This window comes from Pseudomonas sp. LH1G9 (assembly GCF_002949975.1).
Classification (GTDB): domain Bacteria; phylum Pseudomonadota; class Gammaproteobacteria; order Pseudomonadales; family Pseudomonadaceae; genus Aquipseudomonas; species Aquipseudomonas veronii.
In genome coordinates, this window is sequence record NZ_CP026880.1 from 3,964,350 (window position 1) to 3,984,810 (window position 20,461).

21 protein-coding genes are annotated in these 20,461 nt (G+C 59.7%); 13 read left to right on the forward strand and 8 right to left on the reverse strand.

The window, feature by feature from the left end:
- The first annotated feature begins 366 nt into the window (after positions 1-366).
- The 5 genes from C5F70_RS18435 to C5F70_RS18455 all read left to right on the forward strand — a co-directional run bounded on the left by C5F70_RS18435 (position 367) and on the right by C5F70_RS18455 (position 3,345).
- Entirely contained in the window at positions 367-1,326 is a 960-nt protein-coding gene (locus C5F70_RS18435; protein ID WP_017844632.1) for an RnfABCDGE type electron transport complex subunit D, read from the forward strand.
- Positions 1,323-1,907 (forward strand): RnfABCDGE type electron transport complex subunit G, encoded by a 585-nt coding sequence (locus C5F70_RS18440; protein ID WP_104903835.1) that lies wholly within the window; start codon positions 1,323-1,325, stop codon positions 1,905-1,907. Before C5F70_RS18435 ends, C5F70_RS18440 begins: the two co-directional genes overlap by 4 nt.
- On the forward strand, positions 1,900-2,394 hold the full coding sequence (locus tag C5F70_RS18445) for an Rnf-Nqr domain containing protein (RefSeq protein WP_046384540.1): 495 nt from the start codon (positions 1,900-1,902) through the stop codon (positions 2,392-2,394). The genes C5F70_RS18440 and C5F70_RS18445 overlap by 8 nt, the downstream gene beginning before the upstream one ends.
- A gap of 25 nt (positions 2,395-2,419) precedes the next feature.
- Positions 2,420-3,058 (forward strand): endonuclease III, encoded by a 639-nt coding sequence (gene nth / locus C5F70_RS18450; protein WP_017844629.1) that lies wholly within the window; start codon positions 2,420-2,422, stop codon positions 3,056-3,058.
- Between the two features lie 107 nt (positions 3,059-3,165).
- Entirely contained in the window at positions 3,166-3,345 is a 180-nt protein-coding gene (locus C5F70_RS18455; protein WP_017844628.1) for a PA3496 family putative envelope integrity protein, read from the forward strand.
- 87 nt (positions 3,346-3,432) lie between these two features.
- Here C5F70_RS18455 and C5F70_RS18460 read toward each other — a convergent pair whose 3' ends face one another.
- The 3 genes from C5F70_RS18460 to C5F70_RS18470 form a co-directional block, all read right to left on the reverse strand.
- Positions 3,433-4,065, reverse strand: a complete 633-nt coding sequence (locus tag C5F70_RS18460) for a response regulator transcription factor (protein WP_017844627.1) — start codon at positions 4,063-4,065, stop codon at positions 3,433-3,435.
- Positions 4,066-4,677: 612 nt separating this feature from the next.
- Positions 4,678-5,895, reverse strand: coding sequence for an argininosuccinate synthase (locus C5F70_RS18465; RefSeq protein WP_017844626.1), 1,218 nt, complete (start codon positions 5,893-5,895; stop codon positions 4,678-4,680).
- A gap of 129 nt (positions 5,896-6,024) precedes the next feature.
- Positions 6,025-6,933, reverse strand: a complete 909-nt coding sequence (locus C5F70_RS18470; protein ID WP_017844625.1) for an OmpA family protein — start codon at positions 6,931-6,933, stop codon at positions 6,025-6,027.
- Between the two features lie 156 nt (positions 6,934-7,089).
- Between C5F70_RS18470 and pyrC the strand changes: the two genes are divergently transcribed.
- Both pyrC and rnt read left to right on the forward strand, forming a co-directional pair.
- On the forward strand, positions 7,090-8,136 hold the full coding sequence (gene pyrC, locus C5F70_RS18475) for a dihydroorotase (RefSeq protein ID WP_104903836.1): 1,047 nt from the start codon (positions 7,090-7,092) through the stop codon (positions 8,134-8,136).
- Positions 8,133-8,804 (forward strand): ribonuclease T, encoded by a 672-nt coding sequence (gene rnt, locus C5F70_RS18480; RefSeq protein ID WP_017844623.1) that lies wholly within the window; start codon positions 8,133-8,135, stop codon positions 8,802-8,804. Before pyrC ends, rnt begins: the two co-directional genes overlap by 4 nt.
- Before the next feature lie 278 nt (positions 8,805-9,082).
- Here rnt and C5F70_RS18485 read toward each other — a convergent pair whose 3' ends face one another.
- Positions 9,083-10,108 (reverse strand): IS110 family transposase, encoded by a 1,026-nt coding sequence (locus C5F70_RS18485; RefSeq protein WP_104903837.1) that lies wholly within the window; start codon positions 10,106-10,108, stop codon positions 9,083-9,085.
- A 116-nt stretch (positions 10,109-10,224) separates the two neighbouring features.
- On the reverse strand, positions 10,225-10,827 hold the full coding sequence (locus C5F70_RS18490; RefSeq protein WP_017844622.1) for a peroxiredoxin: 603 nt from the start codon (positions 10,825-10,827) through the stop codon (positions 10,225-10,227).
- Positions 10,828-11,072: 245 nt separating this feature from the next.
- Between C5F70_RS18490 and C5F70_RS18495 the strand changes: the two genes are divergently transcribed.
- Both C5F70_RS18495 and bfr read left to right on the forward strand, forming a co-directional pair.
- Positions 11,073-11,291, forward strand: coding sequence for a bacterioferritin-associated ferredoxin (locus C5F70_RS18495; protein ID WP_026139755.1), 219 nt, complete (start codon positions 11,073-11,075; stop codon positions 11,289-11,291).
- Positions 11,292-11,492: 201 nt separating this feature from the next.
- On the forward strand, positions 11,493-11,963 hold the full coding sequence (gene bfr / locus C5F70_RS18500; protein ID WP_017844621.1) for a bacterioferritin: 471 nt from the start codon (positions 11,493-11,495) through the stop codon (positions 11,961-11,963).
- A gap of 171 nt (positions 11,964-12,134) precedes the next feature.
- Here the strand turns inward: bfr and grxD are convergent, their stop codons facing one another.
- Positions 12,135-12,473, reverse strand: a complete 339-nt coding sequence (grxD, locus tag C5F70_RS18505) for a Grx4 family monothiol glutaredoxin (RefSeq protein ID WP_046384543.1) — start codon at positions 12,471-12,473, stop codon at positions 12,135-12,137.
- Positions 12,474-12,559: 86 nt separating this feature from the next.
- Positions 12,560-14,668, reverse strand: a complete 2,109-nt coding sequence (locus C5F70_RS18510) for a molybdopterin oxidoreductase family protein (protein ID WP_102617512.1) — start codon at positions 14,666-14,668, stop codon at positions 12,560-12,562.
- Between the two features lie 433 nt (positions 14,669-15,101).
- Between C5F70_RS18510 and argF the strand changes: the two genes are divergently transcribed.
- Positions 15,102-16,022, forward strand: a complete 921-nt coding sequence (gene argF, locus C5F70_RS18515; RefSeq protein ID WP_104903838.1) for an ornithine carbamoyltransferase — start codon at positions 15,102-15,104, stop codon at positions 16,020-16,022.
- On the forward strand, positions 16,019-17,128 hold the full coding sequence (locus C5F70_RS18520) for an ABC transporter ATP-binding protein (RefSeq protein WP_017844617.1): 1,110 nt from the start codon (positions 16,019-16,021) through the stop codon (positions 17,126-17,128). Before argF ends, C5F70_RS18520 begins: the two co-directional genes overlap by 4 nt.
- A gap of 24 nt (positions 17,129-17,152) precedes the next feature.
- Here the strand turns inward: C5F70_RS18520 and ybaK are convergent, their stop codons facing one another.
- Entirely contained in the window at positions 17,153-17,623 is a 471-nt protein-coding gene (ybaK, locus tag C5F70_RS18525; RefSeq protein WP_017844616.1) for a Cys-tRNA(Pro) deacylase, read from the reverse strand.
- Between the two features lie 327 nt (positions 17,624-17,950).
- On the opposite strand from ybaK, the gene C5F70_RS18530 reads away from it, so the two are divergent.
- Positions 17,951-18,805 (forward strand): MIP/aquaporin family protein, encoded by an 855-nt coding sequence (locus tag C5F70_RS18530; protein WP_026139753.1) that lies wholly within the window; start codon positions 17,951-17,953, stop codon positions 18,803-18,805.
- A 79-nt stretch (positions 18,806-18,884) separates the two neighbouring features.
- Positions 18,885-20,390: a glycerol kinase GlpK gene (gene glpK, locus C5F70_RS18535; RefSeq protein WP_017844614.1), complete on the forward strand. Its 1,506-nt coding sequence runs from the start codon at positions 18,885-18,887 to the stop codon at positions 20,388-20,390.
- The last annotated feature ends 71 nt before the right edge of the window (positions 20,391-20,461 follow it).

Genomic DNA, 20,461 nt, shown 5'->3' on the forward strand with positions numbered 1-20,461 from the left:
TCGATGCGGCGCAGGCAGCCCAGGACGCCGCGATCAAGAAAGCCAAGATCAACGTGGCGATGAGCCGTGCACAGTTGCATAAATCCTTGAAGGCATTCGGGCATCCGCCCACCTTTGAACAGCAGTCGCAACTGATCGTGCTGCAACAACAGTTCGAAGCCGCGGAGCAGGCATTGGCCGCTCTGGAGGTGAACCCCGCGCCTGCAACGCCGGCCCCCGCCAACACCGCCGATCTCAAGCGCGCCAAAATCCAACTGGCAATGCGGCGCGCCGAATTGAAGAAAGCCCAGGATCGGAACGCCGACCCACAGCAACTGGCCGAGGCACACGCCAATCTCGACGCAGCACAGCGCCAGGTGGATGCCCATGGCCACGCTTGAGCCTCAACAGGCCCTGCAACGGGTGTTGCTGGCGACACTGCCGGGTGGGCTGGCGATGTTCTGGCTGTTCGGTTGGGGCGTGTTGATCAATCTGTTGCTGGCGACGGGCTGCGCACTGCTGGTCGATGCGGGCGTGCAACGCCTGCGGGGGCCGCGTGGCGGCGATCTGAGCAGCCTGGTCAGCGCGACCCTGCTCGCCCTGGCACTGCCGCCCTATTGCCCCTGGTGGCTGTGCGTGGCGGCCGTGGCCAGTGGGCTGCTGCTGGGCAAGCACCTGTACGGCGGCCAGCGCAACCCCTTCAACCCGGCGATGGTCGGGTATGCGTCGATGCTGGTGGCCTTTCCGCAACTCATGACGCACTGGCCGACCACCCACGGCATGGACCTGCTGGCCGGCGCACAACAGGTATTCGGCCTGCACCGCGACGCGCCCGATGCCTGGGCCCAGGCCACGGCACTGGACGCCCTGCGACTGAACAAAAGCCTGACCATTGATGAACTGTTCGCGCGCAACCCGGCATTCGGGCATGTCGGCGGCAAGGGCAGCGAGTGGGTGAACCTGGCGTTTCTGGCCGGCGGGCTGTGGCTGTTGCGCCAGCGGGTATTCAGTTGGCACGCGCCCTTGGGCATGTTGGGTAGCCTGTTTGTGATCAGCCTGCTGTGCTGGAATGGCTCGGGCTCTGACTCCCACGGCTCGCCGCTGTTTCATCTGCTGACGGGCGCCACGCTTCTCGGCGCATTTTTTATCGTCACCGAGCCGGTCTCCGGCCCGAAAAGCCCCAGGGCCCGGCTGCTGTTCGGGGCGGGCGTTGGCCTGCTGACGTATCTGATTCGCACGTGGGGCGGTTACCCGGACGGTGTAGCCTTTGCGGTGCTGCTGATGAACCTGGCCGTGCCGGCGCTGGAACGCCTGGTGGCCGCGAAACAGCCGGCGGTCAGCCTATGAAGTCGCGCAGAGGCGTACTGCTGGCGTTGCTGATCGCTATCGGCGGCGGCACGCTGATCCTGACCCTTCAGCACCTGACTGCCGATCACGCCGCGCGCCAGGCCCTGGCCCTGAAGCGCCAGGCGCTGCTCGACCTGCTACCCGCCGACCGTTATGACAATCAGCCGCTGGAGCAACCGCTGCCGATCGCTGCGCAGCCGCTGGAGGAGAGCCAACTGCTGGGTGGCTATCGGGTGAGCCTGTCGGGCCAACCCAGCGCGGTGCTGCTGCGGTTGAGCACCAGCGGCTATGCCGGCCCGATCGAACTGCTGATCGCCATTGACCGCGACGGCAAGCTGCTGGGCATCAAGACCCTGGCGCAATCGGAAACCCCAAGCCTGGGCGGGCTTATCAGCCAGCCCGGCAACCCTTGGCTGGCTTCATTCAAGGGGCGTTCGCGCACGGACATGCAAGACTCGACCGTCGATCAAATAGCCGGTGCCACCCTCACCTCTCGAGCGGTGACCAGCGCCACCCATGACGCTTTGCGCTATTTCGACGAGCACCGCTCATCCCTGCTGGAGCCCGACGCCCATGACTAGAGCCGTTGGCCTGGCCAATGCAGCGATGCTGGCACCGTTGCTCGGGGTGACTGACACCCTGCCCAAAGCCCTGAGTTTCCTGGCGTTGTCGGCGCTGACCGTGACGCTCTACGGCCTGGTCATGCGCGCGGTGCGCTCGCGCCTGAGCGCGTCCCTGCGGCTGGGTGCCAGCTTGATGGTCGCCGCGACACTGGTCAGTTGTGTGCAGCTACTGTTGCAGGCATTTGCGCTGCCGCTGTATCAGCAGTTGGGCATCTACCTCGCGCTGATCAGCGTGCAATGCGTTGTCCTGGAACACCATGGTTTCTTTGAGGCGGGCCAGCGCAAGGCGCAGCTACGGTTGGTCGGCCTGTTCGCCGCGCTCATGCTCGTCATGGGGTTGTTACGCGCCAGTGCCGCCACCACATTGATGCCGGCCGGGTTTATCCTGCTCGGGTTATTGCTCGCTGGGTTGCAAGCCTGGGCCCATTTTTCACAATCACGCTGACCGCCAGCAAGGAATCGCCTGCCCCATGAACGCCGCAAAACGCCTGGAAATTTTCCGCAGGCTCCACGAAGACAATCCGGAACCCAAAACCGAACTGGCCTACTCCACGCCGTTTGAGTTGCTGATTGCGGTGATTCTCTCGGCCCAATCCACAGACGTCGGCGTCAACAAGGCCACGGCCAAACTGTATCCCGTGGCGAACACGCCGGCAGCGATCCATGCCTTGGGCGTGGAAGGTTTGTCCGAATACATCAAGACCATCGGCTTGTACAACAGCAAGGCGAAAAATGTCATCGAGACCTGCCGCCTGCTGCTGGAGCGGCATGGCGGCGAAGTGCCGCAAACCCGCGAAGCGCTGGAGGCTTTGCCAGGCGTGGGCCGCAAAACGGCAAACGTTGTGCTCAATACGGCGTTCCGGCAACTGACCATGGCCGTGGACACTCACATTTTCCGGGTGAGCAACCGCACCGGCATTGCCCGCGGCAAGAATGTGGTGGAAGTGGAAAAACAACTGATGAAGTTTGTCCCCAAGCCGTATCTGCTCGATTCGCACCACTGGCTGATCCTTCACGGGCGCTACGTTTGCCAGGCCCGCAAGCCGCGCTGCGGCAGCTGTCGCATCGAAGACCTGTGCGAATACAAGGACAAGACGTCGGACGATTGAGGGATCATAGGTTTTTTCGGTCTATCGATTGAAAAAATCTTTTTTACCCGCTCATGGAATATCGTTATAAGGAGCGCCAACGGCAGTCTTAGCCCGGAGTTAACGTTATGAGCACTGGCAAAGAACAACTGGAAGTGGACGATGACCTTGTCGAGTCGGATGACGATGGGCAGGAAGCACCTGTAGAGGTGGCCAAGACCAATCTAAGCAAACGCCGCACCATCGACAACCTTCTGGAAGAGCGACGCTTGCAAAAACAGCTGGCCGATTACGATTTCGACCTCTGATCAGCCGAGAACGGCCGGAAGCCTCCCTCACGGAGGCTTTTTTCTGCCGATTCGCCTGGCTATCCAGCCATGGGGTGGCGCCCTCCTCTAGACCAGGCCATTGCGTTGAGCCAACTCGATCAGATCGACCAGTGAGCGGGCATTGAGCTTGAGCAGCAAGCGTGTCTTATAGGTGCTGACGGTTTTGTTGCTGAGGAACATGCCGTCAGCGATCTCCTTGTTGGTTTTGCCGCGCGCCAGTTGCTGCAACACCATCATCTCGCGTCCCGAAAGGCGTTCCACCATGTCGGCCTCGCTGGCGTTGCCCATGGTGGAACGCACCGAATTCAGCGCCTGGTTGGGAAAGTAGCTGTAGCCGGACAGCACCGCCTTGATGGCACTCAGCAATTCCGTCAGGTCCTGCTGCTTGCACACGTACCCGGCCGCCCCCGCCTGCATGCAGCGCATGGAGAAATGGCCCGGCGCCTGGGAAGTCAGGACCAGCACCTTGAACGGTGTGGCCTGTTTGGTGGACGACAGCCGGCAGATAACTTCCAGGCCATCGAGTTTGGGAATTCCAATATCCAGTATGACAATGTCCGGCATATGTTCCCGTGCAAGTTGCAACGCATCGACACCGTTATCGGTCTCGGCAACGACCTCATAACCATGACGCTCCATTAGCATGCGCACAGCAAGACGAATGACGGGATGATCATCCACGATCAGCACTTTATTCATGAGAAAGTCCAATTTCGCTGTTCGAATTATTCAGAGCAAGCACAATAGCCTAGTCGTTTCCTAGTTGGCATAGCGTTCCACCCCAAGCAACAGCAAGCAGAGACCCAACCCACAACGAGATAGGAATTAACCTACAAAAAAACACCAACTCAGATGTTTCGAGTTTTATGGAGCCTTTCAGACCTTTCCGGGCTCGCACATATTTTGAGAGAAATATCCGGTGAATAGGGGGGCAACCGTAAACGCAGCGCACACCCGTTTCAGGAAATGCCCCTTGCATGTCGCGACCGCATGGGCCGACAGGTAAAAAAAGCCTGATGATTTCAGTTCCATTCAACATATTTATTTACACCATAAATTTCCTACAGAACTTTCCGCGACTTACATCTACGCCGCACTTTTGTGAGTGAATTTTCTGTAAGACATAGTTCCTACTCAGGTGTAAATAATTCATTCCTCGGCGGGCCAGGCATCAAACTTTCTGAAACGACGAACCTCGATAGACTTTAAACAAACCTAAACAACTTTAAACATCAGGATCGTCGCGCCTTTTTTACAGGCAAAAAAAATGGCCCCTGAACAAGGGGCCACTTTTCATTTCGACGGGAACACTCAGAACAACTTGCGACCCTTGTTGGCCGCAATACGCATGCGCAGTGCATTCAACTTGATGAAGCCTGCTGCGTCCGCCTGGTTGTAGGCGCCGCCATCTTCTTCGAAGGTGGCGATGTTGGCGTCGAACAGCGACTCATCGGACTTGCGACCGGTGACGATCACGTTGCCCTTGTACAGCTTCAGGCGCACAACGCCGTTCACGTGAGCCTGGGAAGCGTCGATCATCTGTTGCAGCATCAGACGCTCAGGGCTCCACCAGTAGCCGGTGTAGATCAGGCTGGCGTACTTGGGCATCAACTCGTCTTTGAGGTGAGCCACTTCGCGGTCCAGGGTGATCGACTCGATCGCGCGGTGGGCGCGCAGCATGATGGTGCCGCCTGGGGTTTCGTAGCAGCCACGGGACTTCATGCCCACGTAACGGTTCTCGACGATGTCGAGACGGCCGATACCGTGTTCGCCGCCGATACGGTTCAGGGTCGCCAGTACGGTGGCCGGGGTCATCTCGACGCCGTCCAGCGCGACGATGTCGCCGTTGCGGTAGGTCAGTTCCAGGTACTGCGGCTTGTCAGGAGCGTTCTCCGGGGAGACGGTCCAACGCCACATGTCTTCTTCGTGCTCGGTCCAGGTGTCTTCCAGCACGCCGCCTTCATAGGAGATGTGCAGCAGGTTGGCGTCCATCGAGTACGGGGACTTCTTCTTGCCATGACGCTCGATCGGGATGCCATGCTTTTCAGCGTAATCCATCAGCTTTTCACGGGACAGCAAGTCCCATTCACGCCAAGGGGCAATCACTTTCACGCCCGGCTTGAGGGCATAGGCGCCCAGTTCGAAACGCACCTGGTCGTTGCCTTTGCCGGTGGCGCCATGGGAAATGGCGTCAGCGCCGGTTTCGTTGGCGATTTCGATCAGGCGCTTGGCGATCAGCGGACGTGCGATGGAGGTACCCAGCAGGTACTCGCCTTCGTAGACGGTGTTGGCGCGAAACATCGGGAAAACGAAATCGCGGACGAACTCTTCGCGCAGGTCGTCAATGTAGATCTCTTTGACGCCCATGGCTTGCGCCTTGGCGCGTGCAGGTTCGACCTCTTCGCCCTGACCCAGGTCAGCGGTGAAGGTCACCACTTCACAGTTATAAGTATCCTGCAGCCACTTGAGGATCACCGAAGTGTCCAGGCCGCCGGAATACGCGAGAACGACCTTGTTTACGTCGGCCATGCCATCACTCCACGGGGTTTTACGGAAAGGCAACGATTCTACCGATCAAAACCGCGAAATTACAGGGGCGCGACAGCAAATGAAGATAAAGCGACAGATTATGTCGAGCGGGCGACCAATGGTCGCACCTTATGACGTAGCGGCGGGGTTGCTCGGGCCCTTGGCTTGCGCCGCCGGTTTCTCGGGGGCGGCCACGCGTTCGAGCTGGATATTGACGCGCCGATTGCGCGCGCGGTTGGCGGCATTGGTATTGGGCGCCAAGGGGTAGCTTTCGCCGTGGAAACGCATGGTGATCTGCGATTCCGGCACGCCGTTGGCCTTGAAGTAGTCCATCACCGCCAATGCGCGACGGCGCGAGACATCGCGATTGGTCAGGCGATTGCCGCTGTTGTCGGAGTGACCGTTCAATTCGATATGGTTGACCGTCGGATCGGCCTTCATGAATTCGACGATCACCGCCAGCTTGCGCTTGGCCGCTGCGTCCAGCTCGATACCGCCACCGGGGAAGCCGACTTCGGTCTGCTTGACCTGATCGTAATTCATCGGCAGCAGCTTGGCGGTACACAGTTGATAGTCGTTGTAGGCTTTGTTGAATTTCACCGGCAACAGACGAATTTCCGAATAGCCGCCTTCACGCCCGTAATGCCGCACGGTCGGGCTGCGCCCCTCGAGCAGGCCATTGAACAGGCGCCCGGCCTGGGCCTGGGAACTGTTGAACAAGACCTCGCCACTGCCGGCACGCACGGCGCCGAGGTTGATATCGCCGCGGCCCGGTTGCCATGGCGCAGCCGCCGCCAGCAGGGTCGCCGATCCTGCGCCGAGCAAGCCGTTAAAGGCTTTCAGACGGAATGTCGCCTGCTCGCCGGCCCGGCGCACGAACTCACCCGAGCCGAAATCGGTGATCGGCTGGGTCAAGCGGCACTCGAATTTGTCGCCCTCCACCTTCCACTCAATATTCTCCAGACGTGTCTGGAACGTGAGGGCCATCGCAGGCAGGCTGGCGAACACACTGAGCAGGGCTAGATAATGCTGGCGCACGGGAGGCTCCACTGGTTTCTACAACACTTCAAAGCGTCATACATCGTTAAGGCATACCAAAGGCTATCGGATGCATCCTGCAAAACTTGATAGCGAGTGCCTGCAAGAGTCTTTTCCGGTAGCATTCCCACCAGATTGACCCGCCTGGAATCCCCAATGTCCGACCGCCTGACCCTGCTGCGTCCCGACGACTGGCATATTCATCTTCGCGATGGTGCTGCGTTGCCCCACACCGTGGCCGATGTTGCGCGCACGTTTGGCCGCGCCATCATCATGCCTAACCTGGTACCTCCGGTGCGTAATGCCGCGCAGGCCGACGCCTATCGCCAGCGCATCCTCGCTGTACGGCCGGCCGGCAGCCGCTTCGAACCGCTGATGGTGCTCTACCTGACCGACCGCACCCAGCCCGATGAAATCCGCGAGGCCAAGGCCAGCGGTTTCGTACACGCCGCCAAGCTGTATCCGGCGGGCGCGACCACCAACTCCGACTCCGGCGTGACCAGCATCGACAAGATCCTGCCGGCGATCGAAGCGATGGCCGAAGTCGGCATGCCGCTGTTGATCCACGGTGAAGTCACCCGCGGCGACGTCGACGTGTTCGATCGCGAGAAGATCTTCATCGACGAGCATATGCGCCGAGTGGTCGAGCTGTTTCCGACCCTCAAGGTGGTGTTCGAACACATCACCACGGCCGATGCGGTGCAGTTCGTCACCGAGGCCTCGGCCAACGTTGGCGCGACCATCACCGCCCATCACCTGCTCTACAACCGCAACCACATGCTGGTGGGCGGGATTCGGCCGCACTTCTATTGCCTGCCGATTCTCAAGCGCAACACCCATCAGGTGGCCCTGCTGGACGCTGCGATCAGCGGCAACCCGAAGTTCTTCCTCGGCACCGACTCGGCGCCCCATGCCCAGCATGCCAAGGAAGCGGCCTGCGGTTGTGCCGGTTGCTACACCGCCTATGCGGCGATCGAGCTGTACGCCGAAGCGTTCGACCAACGCAACGCCCTGGACAAACTCGAAGGCTTCGCCAGCCTCAACGGCCCGCGTTTCTACGGGCTGCCGGCGAATACCGACCGCATCACCCTGGTCCGTGAAGACTGGACTGCCCCCGTCAGCCTGCCGTTTGGCGAGCTGACTGTTATCCCGCTGCGCGCCGGTGAAACACTGCGCTGGCGCCTGCTGGAGGAAAGCAAGTGAGTGAAGACCATTACGATGACGAACACGAGCACAGCGGTGGCGGTTCCCGTCACCCGATGGCCGAGCGGTTTCGCGGCTATCTGCCGGTCGTCATCGACGTAGAAACCGGTGGTTTCAACTGCGCCACCGACGCGCTGCTGGAAATCGCCGCGACCACCATCGGCATGGACGAACAGGGTTTTGTGTTCGCGGAACACACCCACTTCTTCCGCGTCGAGCCGTTCGAAGGCGCCAATATCGAAGCCGCGGCCCTGGAATTCACCGGGATCAAACTCGATCACCCACTGCGCATGGCGGTGAGTGAAGAAGCAGCACTGACCGATATCTTCCGTGGCGTGCGCAAGGCGTTGAAGGCCAATGGCTGCAAACGCGCGATCCTGGTGGGGCACAACAGCAGCTTCGACCTGGGCTTCCTGAATGCCGCCGTGGCGCGGCTGGACATGAAGCGCAACCCGTTCCACCCGTTCTCCAGCTTCGACACCGCTACGCTCGCCGGCCTGGCTTATGGCCAGACCGTATTGGCCAAAGCCTGCCAGGCCGCCGGTATCGACTTTGACGGTCGCGAAGCCCACTCGGCGCGCTATGACACCGAAAAGACCGCCGAGCTGTTCTGCGGCATCGTCAACCGTTGGAAACAGATGGGCGGCTGGGAAGACTTCAACGACTGAAGTGGAATCCCGCGCATAAAATCTATGGTCACCCCCATTTTTGCAATACTGATCAACGGGTGGTGTGGTTGGCTTGCTTAAATCTATCCGGCGTCTGTTTGGGGTATGCCCCAGCGCCACGATGAGAGTCGCGCCTGACAATCCTTAAAAACCGGTCGGCTTCTGAAGCCGATTTTTATGTCAGGATCTTCGCCAGGCCGGTGTGCCGTTCACATCATCTGTTGTTCAGCTATCGCAAAACCTGAAGGGTGAATCGTAGTACTGCAACAACTGCAGGGTCAGGCGTTCAAAGCGTCTGGCCCTGCTTCATATTGCGTATGGCGAGCGGCTATCGCCCAAGCGATACGCGCCAGTTTGTTAGCCAGGGCACAGGCCACGACATTTGAATGTCGTCGACTGAGCAAGGTTTTAACCCAGTCAGCCAGAGCGCCTTTCTGGTGATCCAGCCTCTGCATATAGACCCTGGAACACTGCACCAACAGTTGTCGCAGATGCTTGTCACCCCGCTTGCTGATCCCCAGCAGATTGGCCTTGCCGCCCGTGCTGTACTGCCTGGGCACTAAGCCAACGGAGGCGGCAAAGTCGCGACCGCATCGGTACTGTTTACCATCGCCCATCTCCACAGCCAGCAGGCTGGCGGTGATCGGGCCGACACACGGCATGCTCAGCAAACGACTGCCCAGATCATCGTTGGCCAGTTGGCCCGCCAGTTCTTTATCCAGCGCTTTGATTTGCTCATCCAGATAGACGAAGTGATCGTGCAGGCGCTGCAATAAGACCGTCAGACGAACGGGTAATTCGTGCTCGGCCAAAACGCTCGCCAAACGCTTCATGATGGCCAATCCCTTGGGCAGGCTGATTCCAAACTCCAACAGAAAACCGTGCATCTGATTAGCCGTTTTGGTGCGGTCATGCACCAACGATTCGCGCATCCGATGCAGCACAGACAGGGTTTGCTGGGATTCGGTTTTAGGCGTAACGAAGCGCATGGATGGGCGGGAAGCGGCTTCACAGATCGCCTCAGCGTCGACGAAGTCATTTTTGTTGCCCTTGACGAAGGGCTTAACGAACTGCGGGGAAATCAGCTTGGCCGTGTGTCCCATCGCCATCAGTTGGCGAGCGACAAAATGCGACCCTGCACAGGCCTCCATCACCACGACACAGCTCGGCACATTGCCGAAAAACTGCATCATCTGCGCTCGTGAGCATTTTTTGCGAAACACCTCGCGGCCCGACTTATCCTGGCCGTGCAGGTGGAAAGTATATTTGCCGAGATCGATACCGATCAGTGCTGACTCGCTCATGATGATGGCCTCCGAAAACAAAACACCCCGTGAAAGCGTAGCCCTCACAGGGTGTTGGGGGTGACCATCTCATTAACCGGCCTTCTCAGGCCGGTTTTTTTTACCGCAAACGTGGCTTACAGCTTGCCGGCGTTCTCGGTCAGGTAGGCTGCAACGCCTTCTGGCGAAGCGTTCATGCCTTTGTCGCCTTTTTTCCAGTTGGCAGGGCAGACTTCGCCGTGCTCTTCGTGGAATTGCAGCGCGTCGACCAGACGGATCAGCTCTTCCATGTTACGGCCCAGCGGCAGGTCGTTGATGATCTGCGAGCGCACAACGCCCTTGTCATCGATCAGGAACGCGCCACGGAACGCCACGCCGCCTTCGGACTCAACGTCGTAGGCCTTGGCGATGTCGTGCTTCATGTCGGCAGCCATGGTGTATTTGACTTTGCCGATGCCGCCATCGTTGATGGCAGTGTTGCGCCAGGCGTTGTGGGTGAAATGGGAGTCGATGGAAACCGCGACCACTTCAACGTTACGCGCCTTGAAATCGTCCATGCGGTGGTCCAGAGCGATCAGCTCCGAAGGGCAGACGAAAGTGAAGTCCAGCGGGTAGAAGAACACCAGGCCGTATTTGCCTTTGATGGCTTCAGACAGCTTGAAGCTGTCAACGATTTCGCCAGTGCCGAGAACGGCAGGTACGTCGAAATCCGGGGCTTGTTTGCCGACGAGTACGCTCATTGGATATCTCCTGATGCAGGGGTGACGATTGAAGTAAAAGGACCGGCCTTGAGTCTGCCGCGCATAAGCGACAAGCCTGTGACGCAGTCACGCTTCGTGAAGACCGACCATCATACACTGAAAAAACCGTTCGTCAGCGCACAGGCAAAGTCGCGGCCCAGCACGGCAAAACTACTTTGACAATCATTCTCGTTAACATTAAGATCCATCGCACTTAAGCCTTAAACCCGCGATGGTTCTCCCTTATGTATGTCTGCCTCTGCACTGGCGTCACCGACGGACAAATCCGCGAAGCAATCTACGAAGGTTGCTGCAGCTACAAGGAAGTGCGTGAAACGACCGGCGTTGCCAGCCAATGTGGCAAATGTGCTTGCCTCGCCAAGCAAGTGGTACGGGAAACCCTGACGCAGCTGCAAACAGCTCAGGTCGCGCTGCCCTATTCAGCAGAATTTACACACGCCTGAATCAACGTATTTTAAAGAGCCGGACTTAGTGTCCGGCTTTTTTATGCCCGCAATTCAATTAGTTAGGGCCAAGACGCGGAACATAAACATTCTTATTCAGATTAATTTTCATTTATTATTCAACAACTTAGGTTTGACACTCAGGGGCTCGCCACGCAGACTCCTGCTTATATACCGCGAATAAAGGGCAGGACCCCAATCATGAAAGGCGACATCTCAGTCATCCAGCAACTCAACAAAATCCTTGGCAATGAACTGGTCGCGATCAATCAGTACTTTCTGCATGCGCGCATGTATGACGATTGGGGCCTGGAAAAGCTGGGCAAGCGTGAGTACAAGGAATCGATCAAAGCCATGAAGGACGCCGATGCCCTGATCAAGCGCATCCTGTTCCTGGAAGGCCTGCCGAACGTACAGGACCTGGGCAAGCTGAACATCGGCGAGCACACCCACGAAATGATCAGCAGCGACCTGGGCTTCGAACGCAAGAGCCACAGCGAGCTCAAGGCCGCCATCGCTCACTGCGAAGTGACCAAGGACTTCGGCAGCCGCGAACTGCTGGAAGATATCCTGGAAGACCAGGAAGAACATATCGACTGGCTGGAAACCCAACTGGGCCTGATCGACAAGGTCAGCCTGGAGAACTACCTGCAATCGCAGATGGGTGAATAACCCTTATTCACGGTAGGCGCGAGTTTGCTCGCGAAAAACTCAAGGGCCCCGCATTCCATCAGGGGGCCCGCGTTATCGTTGACGTTCTTCGCGAGCAAGCTCGCTCCTACAGATGAAGTACAAAAAAGCCCCGCTCTCGTATGAGAAGCGGGGCTTTTTGTTGCAGGCCAATCAAGCTTCAGTCTGGGCTGCCGCTTTTGCCGCTGCGTCTTTGACCAACGTCTGCAACTCACCGTTCTCGAACATTTCACTGATGATGTCGCTGCCGCCGACCAGCTCACCGGCTACCCACAGTTGCGGGAAAGTTGGCCAGTTAGCGTACTTCGGCAGGTTCGCGCGAATTTCCGGGTTTTGCAGGATATCCACATAAGCGAATTTCTCGCCACATTTCATGATGGCTTGGGACGCTTTCGCGGAGAAGCCGCACTGCGGGGCATTGGGAGAGCCCTTCATGTAAAGCAGAATGGTGTTGTTGGCAATCTGCTCTTTGATCGTTTCGATGATATCCATGGAACACCTCGGCTGGAACTTTGCGACTCACAGGTCGGCACGGTGGCGCATTGTAACGCAAAATCCCAGCGCGGTGCTCGGAGACCTTATGCCGCAGCTACGTGGACCGGCACGCCGTTCAGCGCGGCATTGCCCGATAACTCATCCAACTGCCGCTCGTCGGTCAGGTCGTTCGCGCTGGCACCCGGCTGACGGCTGGCGATCGTCATCTGCACGCCCGGACGCCCGTGGCCCCAACCATGCGGCAGGCTGACCACGCCTGGCATCATGTCCAGGCTGGCCGCGACCTCGACCTCGATCATGCCGATGCGCGAACTGACCTTCACCCGCTGCCCGTCGCTCAATTGGCGGCGGGCCAGATCCTCCGGATGCATGAGCAGTTGGTGCCGGGGCTTGCCCTTCACCAGGCGGTGATAGTTATGCATCCAGGAATTGTTGCTGCGCACATGGCGGCGGCCGATCAACAGCAATTCGTCGGCCGGTGGCAGCGGTTGCGCCGCGAAGCGCGCGAGGTCCGCCAGAATCACGGCCGGCGCGGCCTGTACCCGGCCATTCGCAGTTTTCAGGCGCGCGGCGAGGTTGGGCGTCAGGGGGCCCAGGTCCACGCCGTGGGGGTGTTCGGCGAGCATTGCCACCGACAATTGGTGGCTGGAAGCATCGCCATACACGCCGGCGCGCAGGCCGAAGTCGATCATCTGCGCCGGTGGCAGGGTCGGCTTGAGCGCAACCCCGGTGTGCGCGGCAAACGCCTTGGCCAGGCCGACGAAGATCTCCCAGTCGTGCAGCGCGCCGTCAGGCTTGGGCAGGATCGCACGATTGAAACGGCTGACATTGCGCACCGCGAACATATTGAAGGTGGTGTCGTAGTGATCGTTTTCCAGCGCTGAGGTGGACGGCAGGATCAGGTCGGCATAACGCGTCGTCTCGTTGATGTAGAGATCGACGCTGACCATGAATTCCAGCCCATCCAGGGCCTGCTCCAACTGGCGACCATTCGGCGTCGATAGCACCGGATTGCCGGCCACGGTGACCAGGGCGCGGATCTGTCCTTCACCTTCGGTGAGCATTTCTTCCGCCAACGCCGACACCGGCAACTCGCCACCGTACTCCGGACGCCCCGACACACGGCTCTGCCAACGATTGAAATGCCCGCCGGAGGTGGAGGCCACCAGGTCCACCGCTGGCGTGGTACACAAGGCGCCGCCTGGACGATCCAGGTTACCGGTGACCAGATTGATCAATTGCACCAGCCAATGGCACAGCGTGCCGAATGCCTGGGTCGAAACGCCCATGCGCCCGTAACACACGGCCCTGTCCGCCGCGGCAAAATCCCGCGCCAACTGGCGGATCTGCTCGGCAGGCAGCGCGCACTGGCGGCTCATGGCCTCAGCGGTAAACCCGGCGATTGCGCGGCGCACGTCGTCCAGGCCGTCGACTGGCAAGTGACTGGCACGGGTCAGGTTTTCGGCAAACAACGTGTTGAGCAGTCCGAACAGCAACGCGGCGTCGCCACCGGGCCGTACAAACAGGTGCTGATCGGCAATCGCCGCCGTCTCGCTGCGCCGCGGGTCGACCACCACCACTTTGCCGCCCCGGGCCTGGATGGCCTTGAGGCGCTTCTCCACGTCGGGCACGGTCATGATGCTGCCGTTGGACGCCAGCGGGTTGCCGCCGAGGATCAGCATGAAGTCGGTGTGGTCAATATCCGGAATCGGCAACAACAGGCCATGGCCGTACATCAGGTGGCTGCTGAGGTGATGAGGCAACTGATCGACCGACGTCGCGGAAAACCGGTTGCGTGTCTTGAGCAGGCCAAGGAAGTAATTGCTGTGGGTCATCAGCCCGTAGTTATGCACGCTGGGATTGCCCTGGTACACCGCCACTGAATTCTGTCCGTAGCGAGCCTGGATGCCCGCCAGTTTTTCGGCCACCAGAGCGAAGGCGTCTTCCCACGCAATCGGTTGCCATTCGCTACCCACCCGCAACATGGGTTGGTGCAGGCGGTCCGGGTCATTCTGGATATCCTGCAGCGCCACTGCCTTGGGGCAGATATGCCCGCGACTGAAGGTGTCCAGTGGGTCGCCCTTGATCGACGTGATCGCCAGGCTGCCGTCTTCGGCTTGGGTGGTTTCCAGGGTCAGGCCACAGATGGCTTCGCACAGATGGCAGGCACGGTGGTGGAGAGTCTTGGTCATGGCCAGTCTCTTTATTAGGGCTTTGGCCTGACTATGGGCCGCGACTGCGGCGGGCACCAGCAACGTTCGTCGCGTGAATCGAAGGGCATCAGGCCAGGCCATGGGCAAGCGTGAGAAAATGTTTCAAAACCTGCGGAAGTGCCCCTGAAACCGACGCAGCCTGGCCTGGCCCCGCCCTCGCGGATTGCAAAAGGTCGCAGGGCCAGTGTACAAATGACCTGCTGCTGTCAGGAAATCGTCTTCAAAAGCGCTCTCGCGCCTGTCTGAACACCCCTAAACACCGTAGCCCTATTGGTAAGACGCGACATTTAATTATAAGATCGCGCCTTCCCCTATTTCGTCGCCCCGTGCGGCTTTCGCCGCAGGTCTCGCCCGTTTTCACAATAAACAAGGCTTTGAGTATCTGCGGTCTGTTGCAAAAAGGTAGTTAATGATGAGCGCAAGGCACTTTCTCTCCCTGATGGATTGCACGCCCGAAGAGCTGGTCAGCGTGATCCGTCGAGGCATTGAGCTTAAAGACCTGCGTAACCGCGGCGTACTGTTTGAGCCTTTGAAAAACCGCGTGCTCGGGATGATTTTCGAGAAATCGTCGACCCGCACCCGCTTGTCCTTCGAGGCCGGCATGATCCAGTTGGGTGGCCAGGCCATCTTCCTGTCGCCGCGTGACACCCAGTTGGGCCGTGGCGAGCCAATCAGCGATTGCGCGATTGTCATGTCGCGCATGCTCGATGCGGTGATGATCCGGACCTTTGCCCACAGCACCCTGACCGAATTTTCCGCGAACTCTCGGGTACCGGTGATCAACGGCCTGTCCGATGACCTGCACCCGTGCCAGTTGCTGGCCGACATGCAAACCTTCCTCGAGCACCGTGGCTCGATCCAGGGCAAGACCGTGGCCTGGATCGGCGACGGCAACAACATGTGCAACAGTTATATAGAAGCGGCGATCCAGTTCGACTTCCACCTGCGCATCGCCTGCCCGGAAGGCTTCGAGCCGTCCGCCGAATTCCTGGCCAAAGCCGATGGTCGCGTGCAGATCCTGCGTGATCCAAAAGACGCGGTGGTCGGCGCGCACCTGGTAAGCACCGATGTCTGGACCTCCATGGGCCAGGAAGACGAAACCGCCAAGCGCCTGAAGCTGTTTGCACCGTTCCAGGTCACCCGCGCCCTGCTCGACCAGGCCGCGCCGGACGTGCTGTTCATGCACTGCCTGCCTGCCCACCGTGGCGAAGAAATCAGCCTCGATCTGCTCGACGACCCGCGTTCGGTCGCCTGGGACCAGGCTGAAAACCGTCTGCATGCACAAAAGGCCCTGCTCGAATTTCTGGTCGAACCGGCGTACCACCACGCATGAGCAAGCCATTACTGCTGAACCTGCGCAATCTGGCATGCGGCTATCAAGATCAGCGGGTGGTACAGAACCTCAACCTGCACCTCAACGCCGGCGACATCGGTTGCCTGCTCGGCTCCTCGGGGTGCGGCAAGACCACCACCCTGCGTGCGATCGCAGGGTTCGAACCGGTACACGAAGGCGAAATCAGCCTGGCCGGCGAAGTCATCTCCAGTGCAGGGTTCACCCTAGCGCCGGAGAAACGTCGCATCGGCATGGTGTTCCAGGACTACGCGCTATTTCCCCACCTGAGCGTGGCCGACAACATCGCCTTTGGCATTCGCAAGCACCCGCAGAAAGACCGCGTGGTCGCCGAATTGCTGGAGCTGGTCAACCTGAAGAACCTGGGCAAGCGTTTTCCCCACGAGCTGTCCGGTGGTCAGCAACAACGCGTGGCCCTCGCCCGTGCCTTGGCGCCGGAGCCGCAATTGTTGCTGCTCGACGAACCCTTCTCCAACCTCGATGGCGAGCTGCGACGCAAGCTCAGCCATGAGGTGCGCGAGATTCTCAAGGCACGTGGCACCAGTGCGATCCTGGTGACCCATGACCAGGAAGAAGCATTTGCCGTGAGTGACCACGTCGGCGTGTTCAAGGAAGGTCGCCTGGAGCAGTGGGATACGCCCTACAACCTCTATCACGAACCGCTCACACCCTACGTCGCAAGCTTTGTCGGCCAGGGCTATTTCATCCGTGGCCAATTGTGTACGCCGGAATCGGTCAGCACCGAGCTCGGCGACCTGCGCGGCAACCGCGCGTATAGCTGGCCGTCAGGTGGCGCCGTGGATGTATTGCTGCGCCCGGACGACATCGTCTACGCACCGGACAGCGCGTTGAAAGCGCGGATCGTCGGCAAGACGTTCCTCGGCGCCTCGACCTTGTACCGCCTGCAACTGCCGACGGGTGCCCAGCTGGAGTCGATCTTCCCCAGCCACGCCGACCATCAGGTCGGTGCAGACGTGGGGATCCGCGTCGCCGTCGAACACCTGGTGCTGTTCCGGGCTTCCGGCAGCACGGCGGCGCAGATTCCGCACACCGATTCGGGTGTGCGGCGCTACAGCCCGGCCAACTGAAGAAACCCGCTCCAGCCTTCGAACTCAGGCCCGGCCGATCGGCGCGAACGTGGCCTGGGTATGCTCGGCCAGAACCGCTGCGGACAACTCCACTTCCAACCCCCGTCTCCCGGCGCTGACAAAAATCGTCGGGAACGGCTGCGCAGTAATATCAATAAAGGTGCGCAAACGCTTTTTCTGTCCCAACGGGCTGATCCCACCCAGCAGATAGCCAGTGGAACGCTGCGCCGCCGCCGGGTCGGCCATCTCGACTTTTTTCACCCCGGCGGCGTGCGCCAGGGCTTTCAAGTCCAGACTTCCGACGACCGGCACCACCGCCACCAATAATTCGCCCTTCTCGCTGCTCGCCAGCAAGGTCTTGAACACCTGCGCCGGGTCCAGACCCAACTTTTCCGCGGCCTCCAGGCCATACGAGGCAGCTTTGGGATCGTGTTCATAACTGTGAATGCGATGTTCGGCGCGAACTTTTTTCAACAAATCCAATGCAGGGGTCATGGACGCTCCAGGCGTGGCAAACGGATGGCCAATTCTAGGCCAAGCCCACACAAAACGCTCTAGTACGCCCCTCACTCATGGCAATACTTACTGTGGCGAGCGTGATCATTCATCAAACCTATAGTTCGAAAATGACTGATAGTTCACTTTCGACCTTTGACAGCAGTCATTCTTGTCTATATTTTTTCGTTTCCGAATACTGTAGGAATACATCCGCAGCATTCCAGCAGTAAGCCGTGCCCGGGATGGGGATCCTCGACACGGTGAAAATCGCGCAAGGCCCGTTGAGGCCAGACGCCAGACAAGAACAACAAATTGAGGTTTTCCATGACAACTGCACTTCAACAGCCTTCACTTTCGAGCCAATGCATGGCCGAATTCCTGGGGACTGCGCTTCTGATCTTCTTCGGTACCGGTTGTGTCGCTGCGCTCAAGGTCGCGGGTGCCAGCTTTGGCTTATGGGAAATCAGTATCATCTGGGGGATCGGCGTGAGCATGGCGATCTACCTGAGCGCGGGCATCTCCGGGGCACATCTGAACCCGGCGGTCAGCATCGCCCTGTGTCTCTTTGCCGATTTCGACAAGCGCAAACTGCCCTTCTATATCCTCGCCCAAGTCGCCGGCGCCTTCTGCTCCGCGGCCCTGGTGTACACGCTCTACAGCAACCTGTTTTTCGATTACGAACAAACCCACCATCTGGTGCGCGGCACCCAGGCCAGCCTGGAACTGGCCTCGGTATTCTCGACTTATCCCCATGCACTGCTGAGCACGGCCCAGGCCTTCCTGGTGGAAATGGTCATCACCGCGATCCTGATGGGCGTGATCATGGCCCTGACCGACGATAACAACGGCCTGCCACGCGGCCCGTTGGCACCGCTGCTGATCGGCTTGCTGATCGCGGTGATTGGCAGCGCGATGGGCCCGCTGACCGGCTTTGCGATGAACCCGGCACGGGATTTCGGGCCCAAGCTGATGACCTTTTTCGCCGGTTGGGGTGAAATGGCCTTTACTGGCGGGCGTGATATTCCCTACTTCCTGGTGCCGATTTTCGCACCGATTGTCGGTGCATGCCTGGGGGCTGCAGCGTATCGCGGGCTGATTGCCCGTCACCTGCCAAGCGCCGCACCCGCTGTCGCCGAAACCGAAGACAGCGCCGTCAACGGCAACACCCGCATTTCCTGATAGCCAGCCTGGTCCACCCTGCCCCTTCGTGGCCCAGGCGGTTTACCCACTTCCTTATTTCTCGTCCAAGGCAATCGACATGACCGACATTCAGAATAAGAACTACATCATTGCCCTCGATCAGGGCACCACCAGTTCCCGGGCGATCATCTTCGATCGTGACGCCAACGTGGTCTGCACCGCCCAACGTGAGTTCGCCCAGCATTACCCGCAAGCGGGCTGGGTCGAACATGACCCGATGGAAATCTTCGCGACCCAGAGCGCGGTGATGGTCGAAGCCCTGGCCCAGGCCGGCCTGCACCATGACCAGGTCGCCGCCATCGGTATCACCAACCAGCGCGAAACCACCGTGGTCTGGGACAAAGTCACCGGCCGCCCGATCTACAACGCCATCGTTTGGCAGTGCCGCCGCAGCACCGAGATCTGCCAGCAGCTCAAGCGTGATGGCCACGAGCAATACATCAGCGACACCACCGGCCTGGTCACCGACCCGTACTTCTCCGGCACCAAGCTCAAGTGGATTCTCGATAACGTCGAAGGCAGCCGCGAACGTGCGCGCAACGGCGAGCTGCTGTTCGGCACCATCGACAGCTGGCTGATCTGGAAATTCACCGGCGGCAAGACCCACGTCACCGACTACACCAACGCCTCTCGCACCATGCTCTTCAACATCCACACCCTGGAGTGGGACGCGAAGATGCTGGACATCCTCGATGTGCCACGGGAAATGCTGCCGGAAGTGAAATCTTCGTCGGAAATCTACGGCCGCACCAAGAGTGGCATTGCCATCGGCGGCATCGCCGGTGACCAGCAGGCCGCGTTGTTCGGCCAGATGTGCGTGGAACCGGGCCAGGCCAAGAACACCTACGGCACCGGTTGCTTCCTGCTGATGAACACCGGCGACAAAGCGGTGAAATCCAAGCACGGCATGCTCACCACCATCGCCTGCGGCCCGCGTGGCGAAGTGGCCTACGCCCTGGAAGGCGCCGTGTTCAACGGTGGCTCCACCGTACAGTGGCTGCGCGACGAGCTGAAAATCATCAACGACGCCCACGACACCGAATACTTCGCCGGCAAGGTCAAGGACAGCAACGGCGTGTACCTGGTGCCCGCGTTCACCGGCCTGGGCGCGCCGTATTGGGACCCGTATGCCCGTGGCGCGTTGTTCGGCCTGACCCGTGGCGTGCGCGTGGATCACATTATTCGCGCAGCTCTGGAGTCGATTGCCTACCAGACCCGCGACGTATTGGACGCGATGCAGCAGGACTCCGGCGAACGCCTTAAATCCCTGCGCGTGGACGGCGGCGCGGTGGCCAACAACTTCCTGATGCAGTTCCAGGCCGATATCCTCGGCACCCAGGTCGAACGCCCGCAAATGCGCGAAACCACAGCACTCGGCGCCGCCTACCTGGCGGGCCTGGCCTGCGGCTTCTGGGGCAGCCTGGAGGAATTGCGCGGCAAAGCGGTGATCGAGCGCGAATTCGAACCCCAGCTCGAAGAAGCGGCCAAGGAGAAACTCTACGCCGGCTGGCAAAAAGCGGTGAGCCGCACCCGTGATTGGGAACCGCACGAAGGCGCTGAATAAGCCCTTCGCCGGAACCACTTAGGGTTGTAACTGGCAGGGAGCAGATTCCTGCGTCATCATGGGCCACTTTT

Coding starts and splice junctions, on each gene's coding strand:
- C5F70_RS18435 (WP_017844632.1), top strand. CDS start 367: ATGGCCACGCTTGAGCCTCAACAGGCCCTGCAACGGGTGTTGCTGGCG.
- C5F70_RS18440 (WP_104903835.1), top strand. CDS start 1,323: ATGAAGTCGCGCAGAGGCGTACTGCTGGCGTTGCTGATCGCTATCGGC.
- C5F70_RS18445 (WP_046384540.1), top strand. CDS start 1,900: ATGACTAGAGCCGTTGGCCTGGCCAATGCAGCGATGCTGGCACCGTTG.
- nth (WP_017844629.1), top strand. CDS start 2,420: ATGAACGCCGCAAAACGCCTGGAAATTTTCCGCAGGCTCCACGAAGAC.
- C5F70_RS18455 (WP_017844628.1), top strand. CDS start 3,166: ATGAGCACTGGCAAAGAACAACTGGAAGTGGACGATGACCTTGTCGAG.
- C5F70_RS18460 (WP_017844627.1), bottom strand. CDS start 4,065: ATGAATAAAGTGCTGATCGTGGATGATCATCCCGTCATTCGTCTTGCT.
- C5F70_RS18465 (WP_017844626.1), bottom strand. CDS start 5,895: ATGGCCGACGTAAACAAGGTCGTTCTCGCGTATTCCGGCGGCCTGGAC.
- pyrC (WP_104903836.1), top strand. CDS start 7,090: ATGTCCGACCGCCTGACCCTGCTGCGTCCCGACGACTGGCATATTCAT.
- C5F70_RS18485 (WP_104903837.1), bottom strand. CDS start 10,108: ATGAGCGAGTCAGCACTGATCGGTATCGATCTCGGCAAATATACTTTC.
- C5F70_RS18490 (WP_017844622.1), bottom strand. CDS start 10,827: ATGAGCGTACTCGTCGGCAAACAAGCCCCGGATTTCGACGTACCTGCC.
- C5F70_RS18495 (WP_026139755.1), top strand. CDS start 11,073: ATGTATGTCTGCCTCTGCACTGGCGTCACCGACGGACAAATCCGCGAA.
- bfr (WP_017844621.1), top strand. CDS start 11,493: ATGAAAGGCGACATCTCAGTCATCCAGCAACTCAACAAAATCCTTGGC.
- grxD (WP_046384543.1), bottom strand. CDS start 12,473: ATGGATATCATCGAAACGATCAAAGAGCAGATTGCCAACAACACCATT.
- C5F70_RS18510 (WP_102617512.1), bottom strand. CDS start 14,668: ATGACCAAGACTCTCCACCACCGTGCCTGCCATCTGTGCGAAGCCATC.
- argF (WP_104903838.1), top strand. CDS start 15,102: ATGAGCGCAAGGCACTTTCTCTCCCTGATGGATTGCACGCCCGAAGAG.
- C5F70_RS18520 (WP_017844617.1), top strand. CDS start 16,019: ATGAGCAAGCCATTACTGCTGAACCTGCGCAATCTGGCATGCGGCTAT.
- ybaK (WP_017844616.1), bottom strand. CDS start 17,623: ATGACCCCTGCATTGGATTTGTTGAAAAAAGTTCGCGCCGAACATCGC.
- C5F70_RS18530 (WP_026139753.1), top strand. CDS start 17,951: ATGACAACTGCACTTCAACAGCCTTCACTTTCGAGCCAATGCATGGCC.
- glpK (WP_017844614.1), top strand. CDS start 18,885: ATGACCGACATTCAGAATAAGAACTACATCATTGCCCTCGATCAGGGC.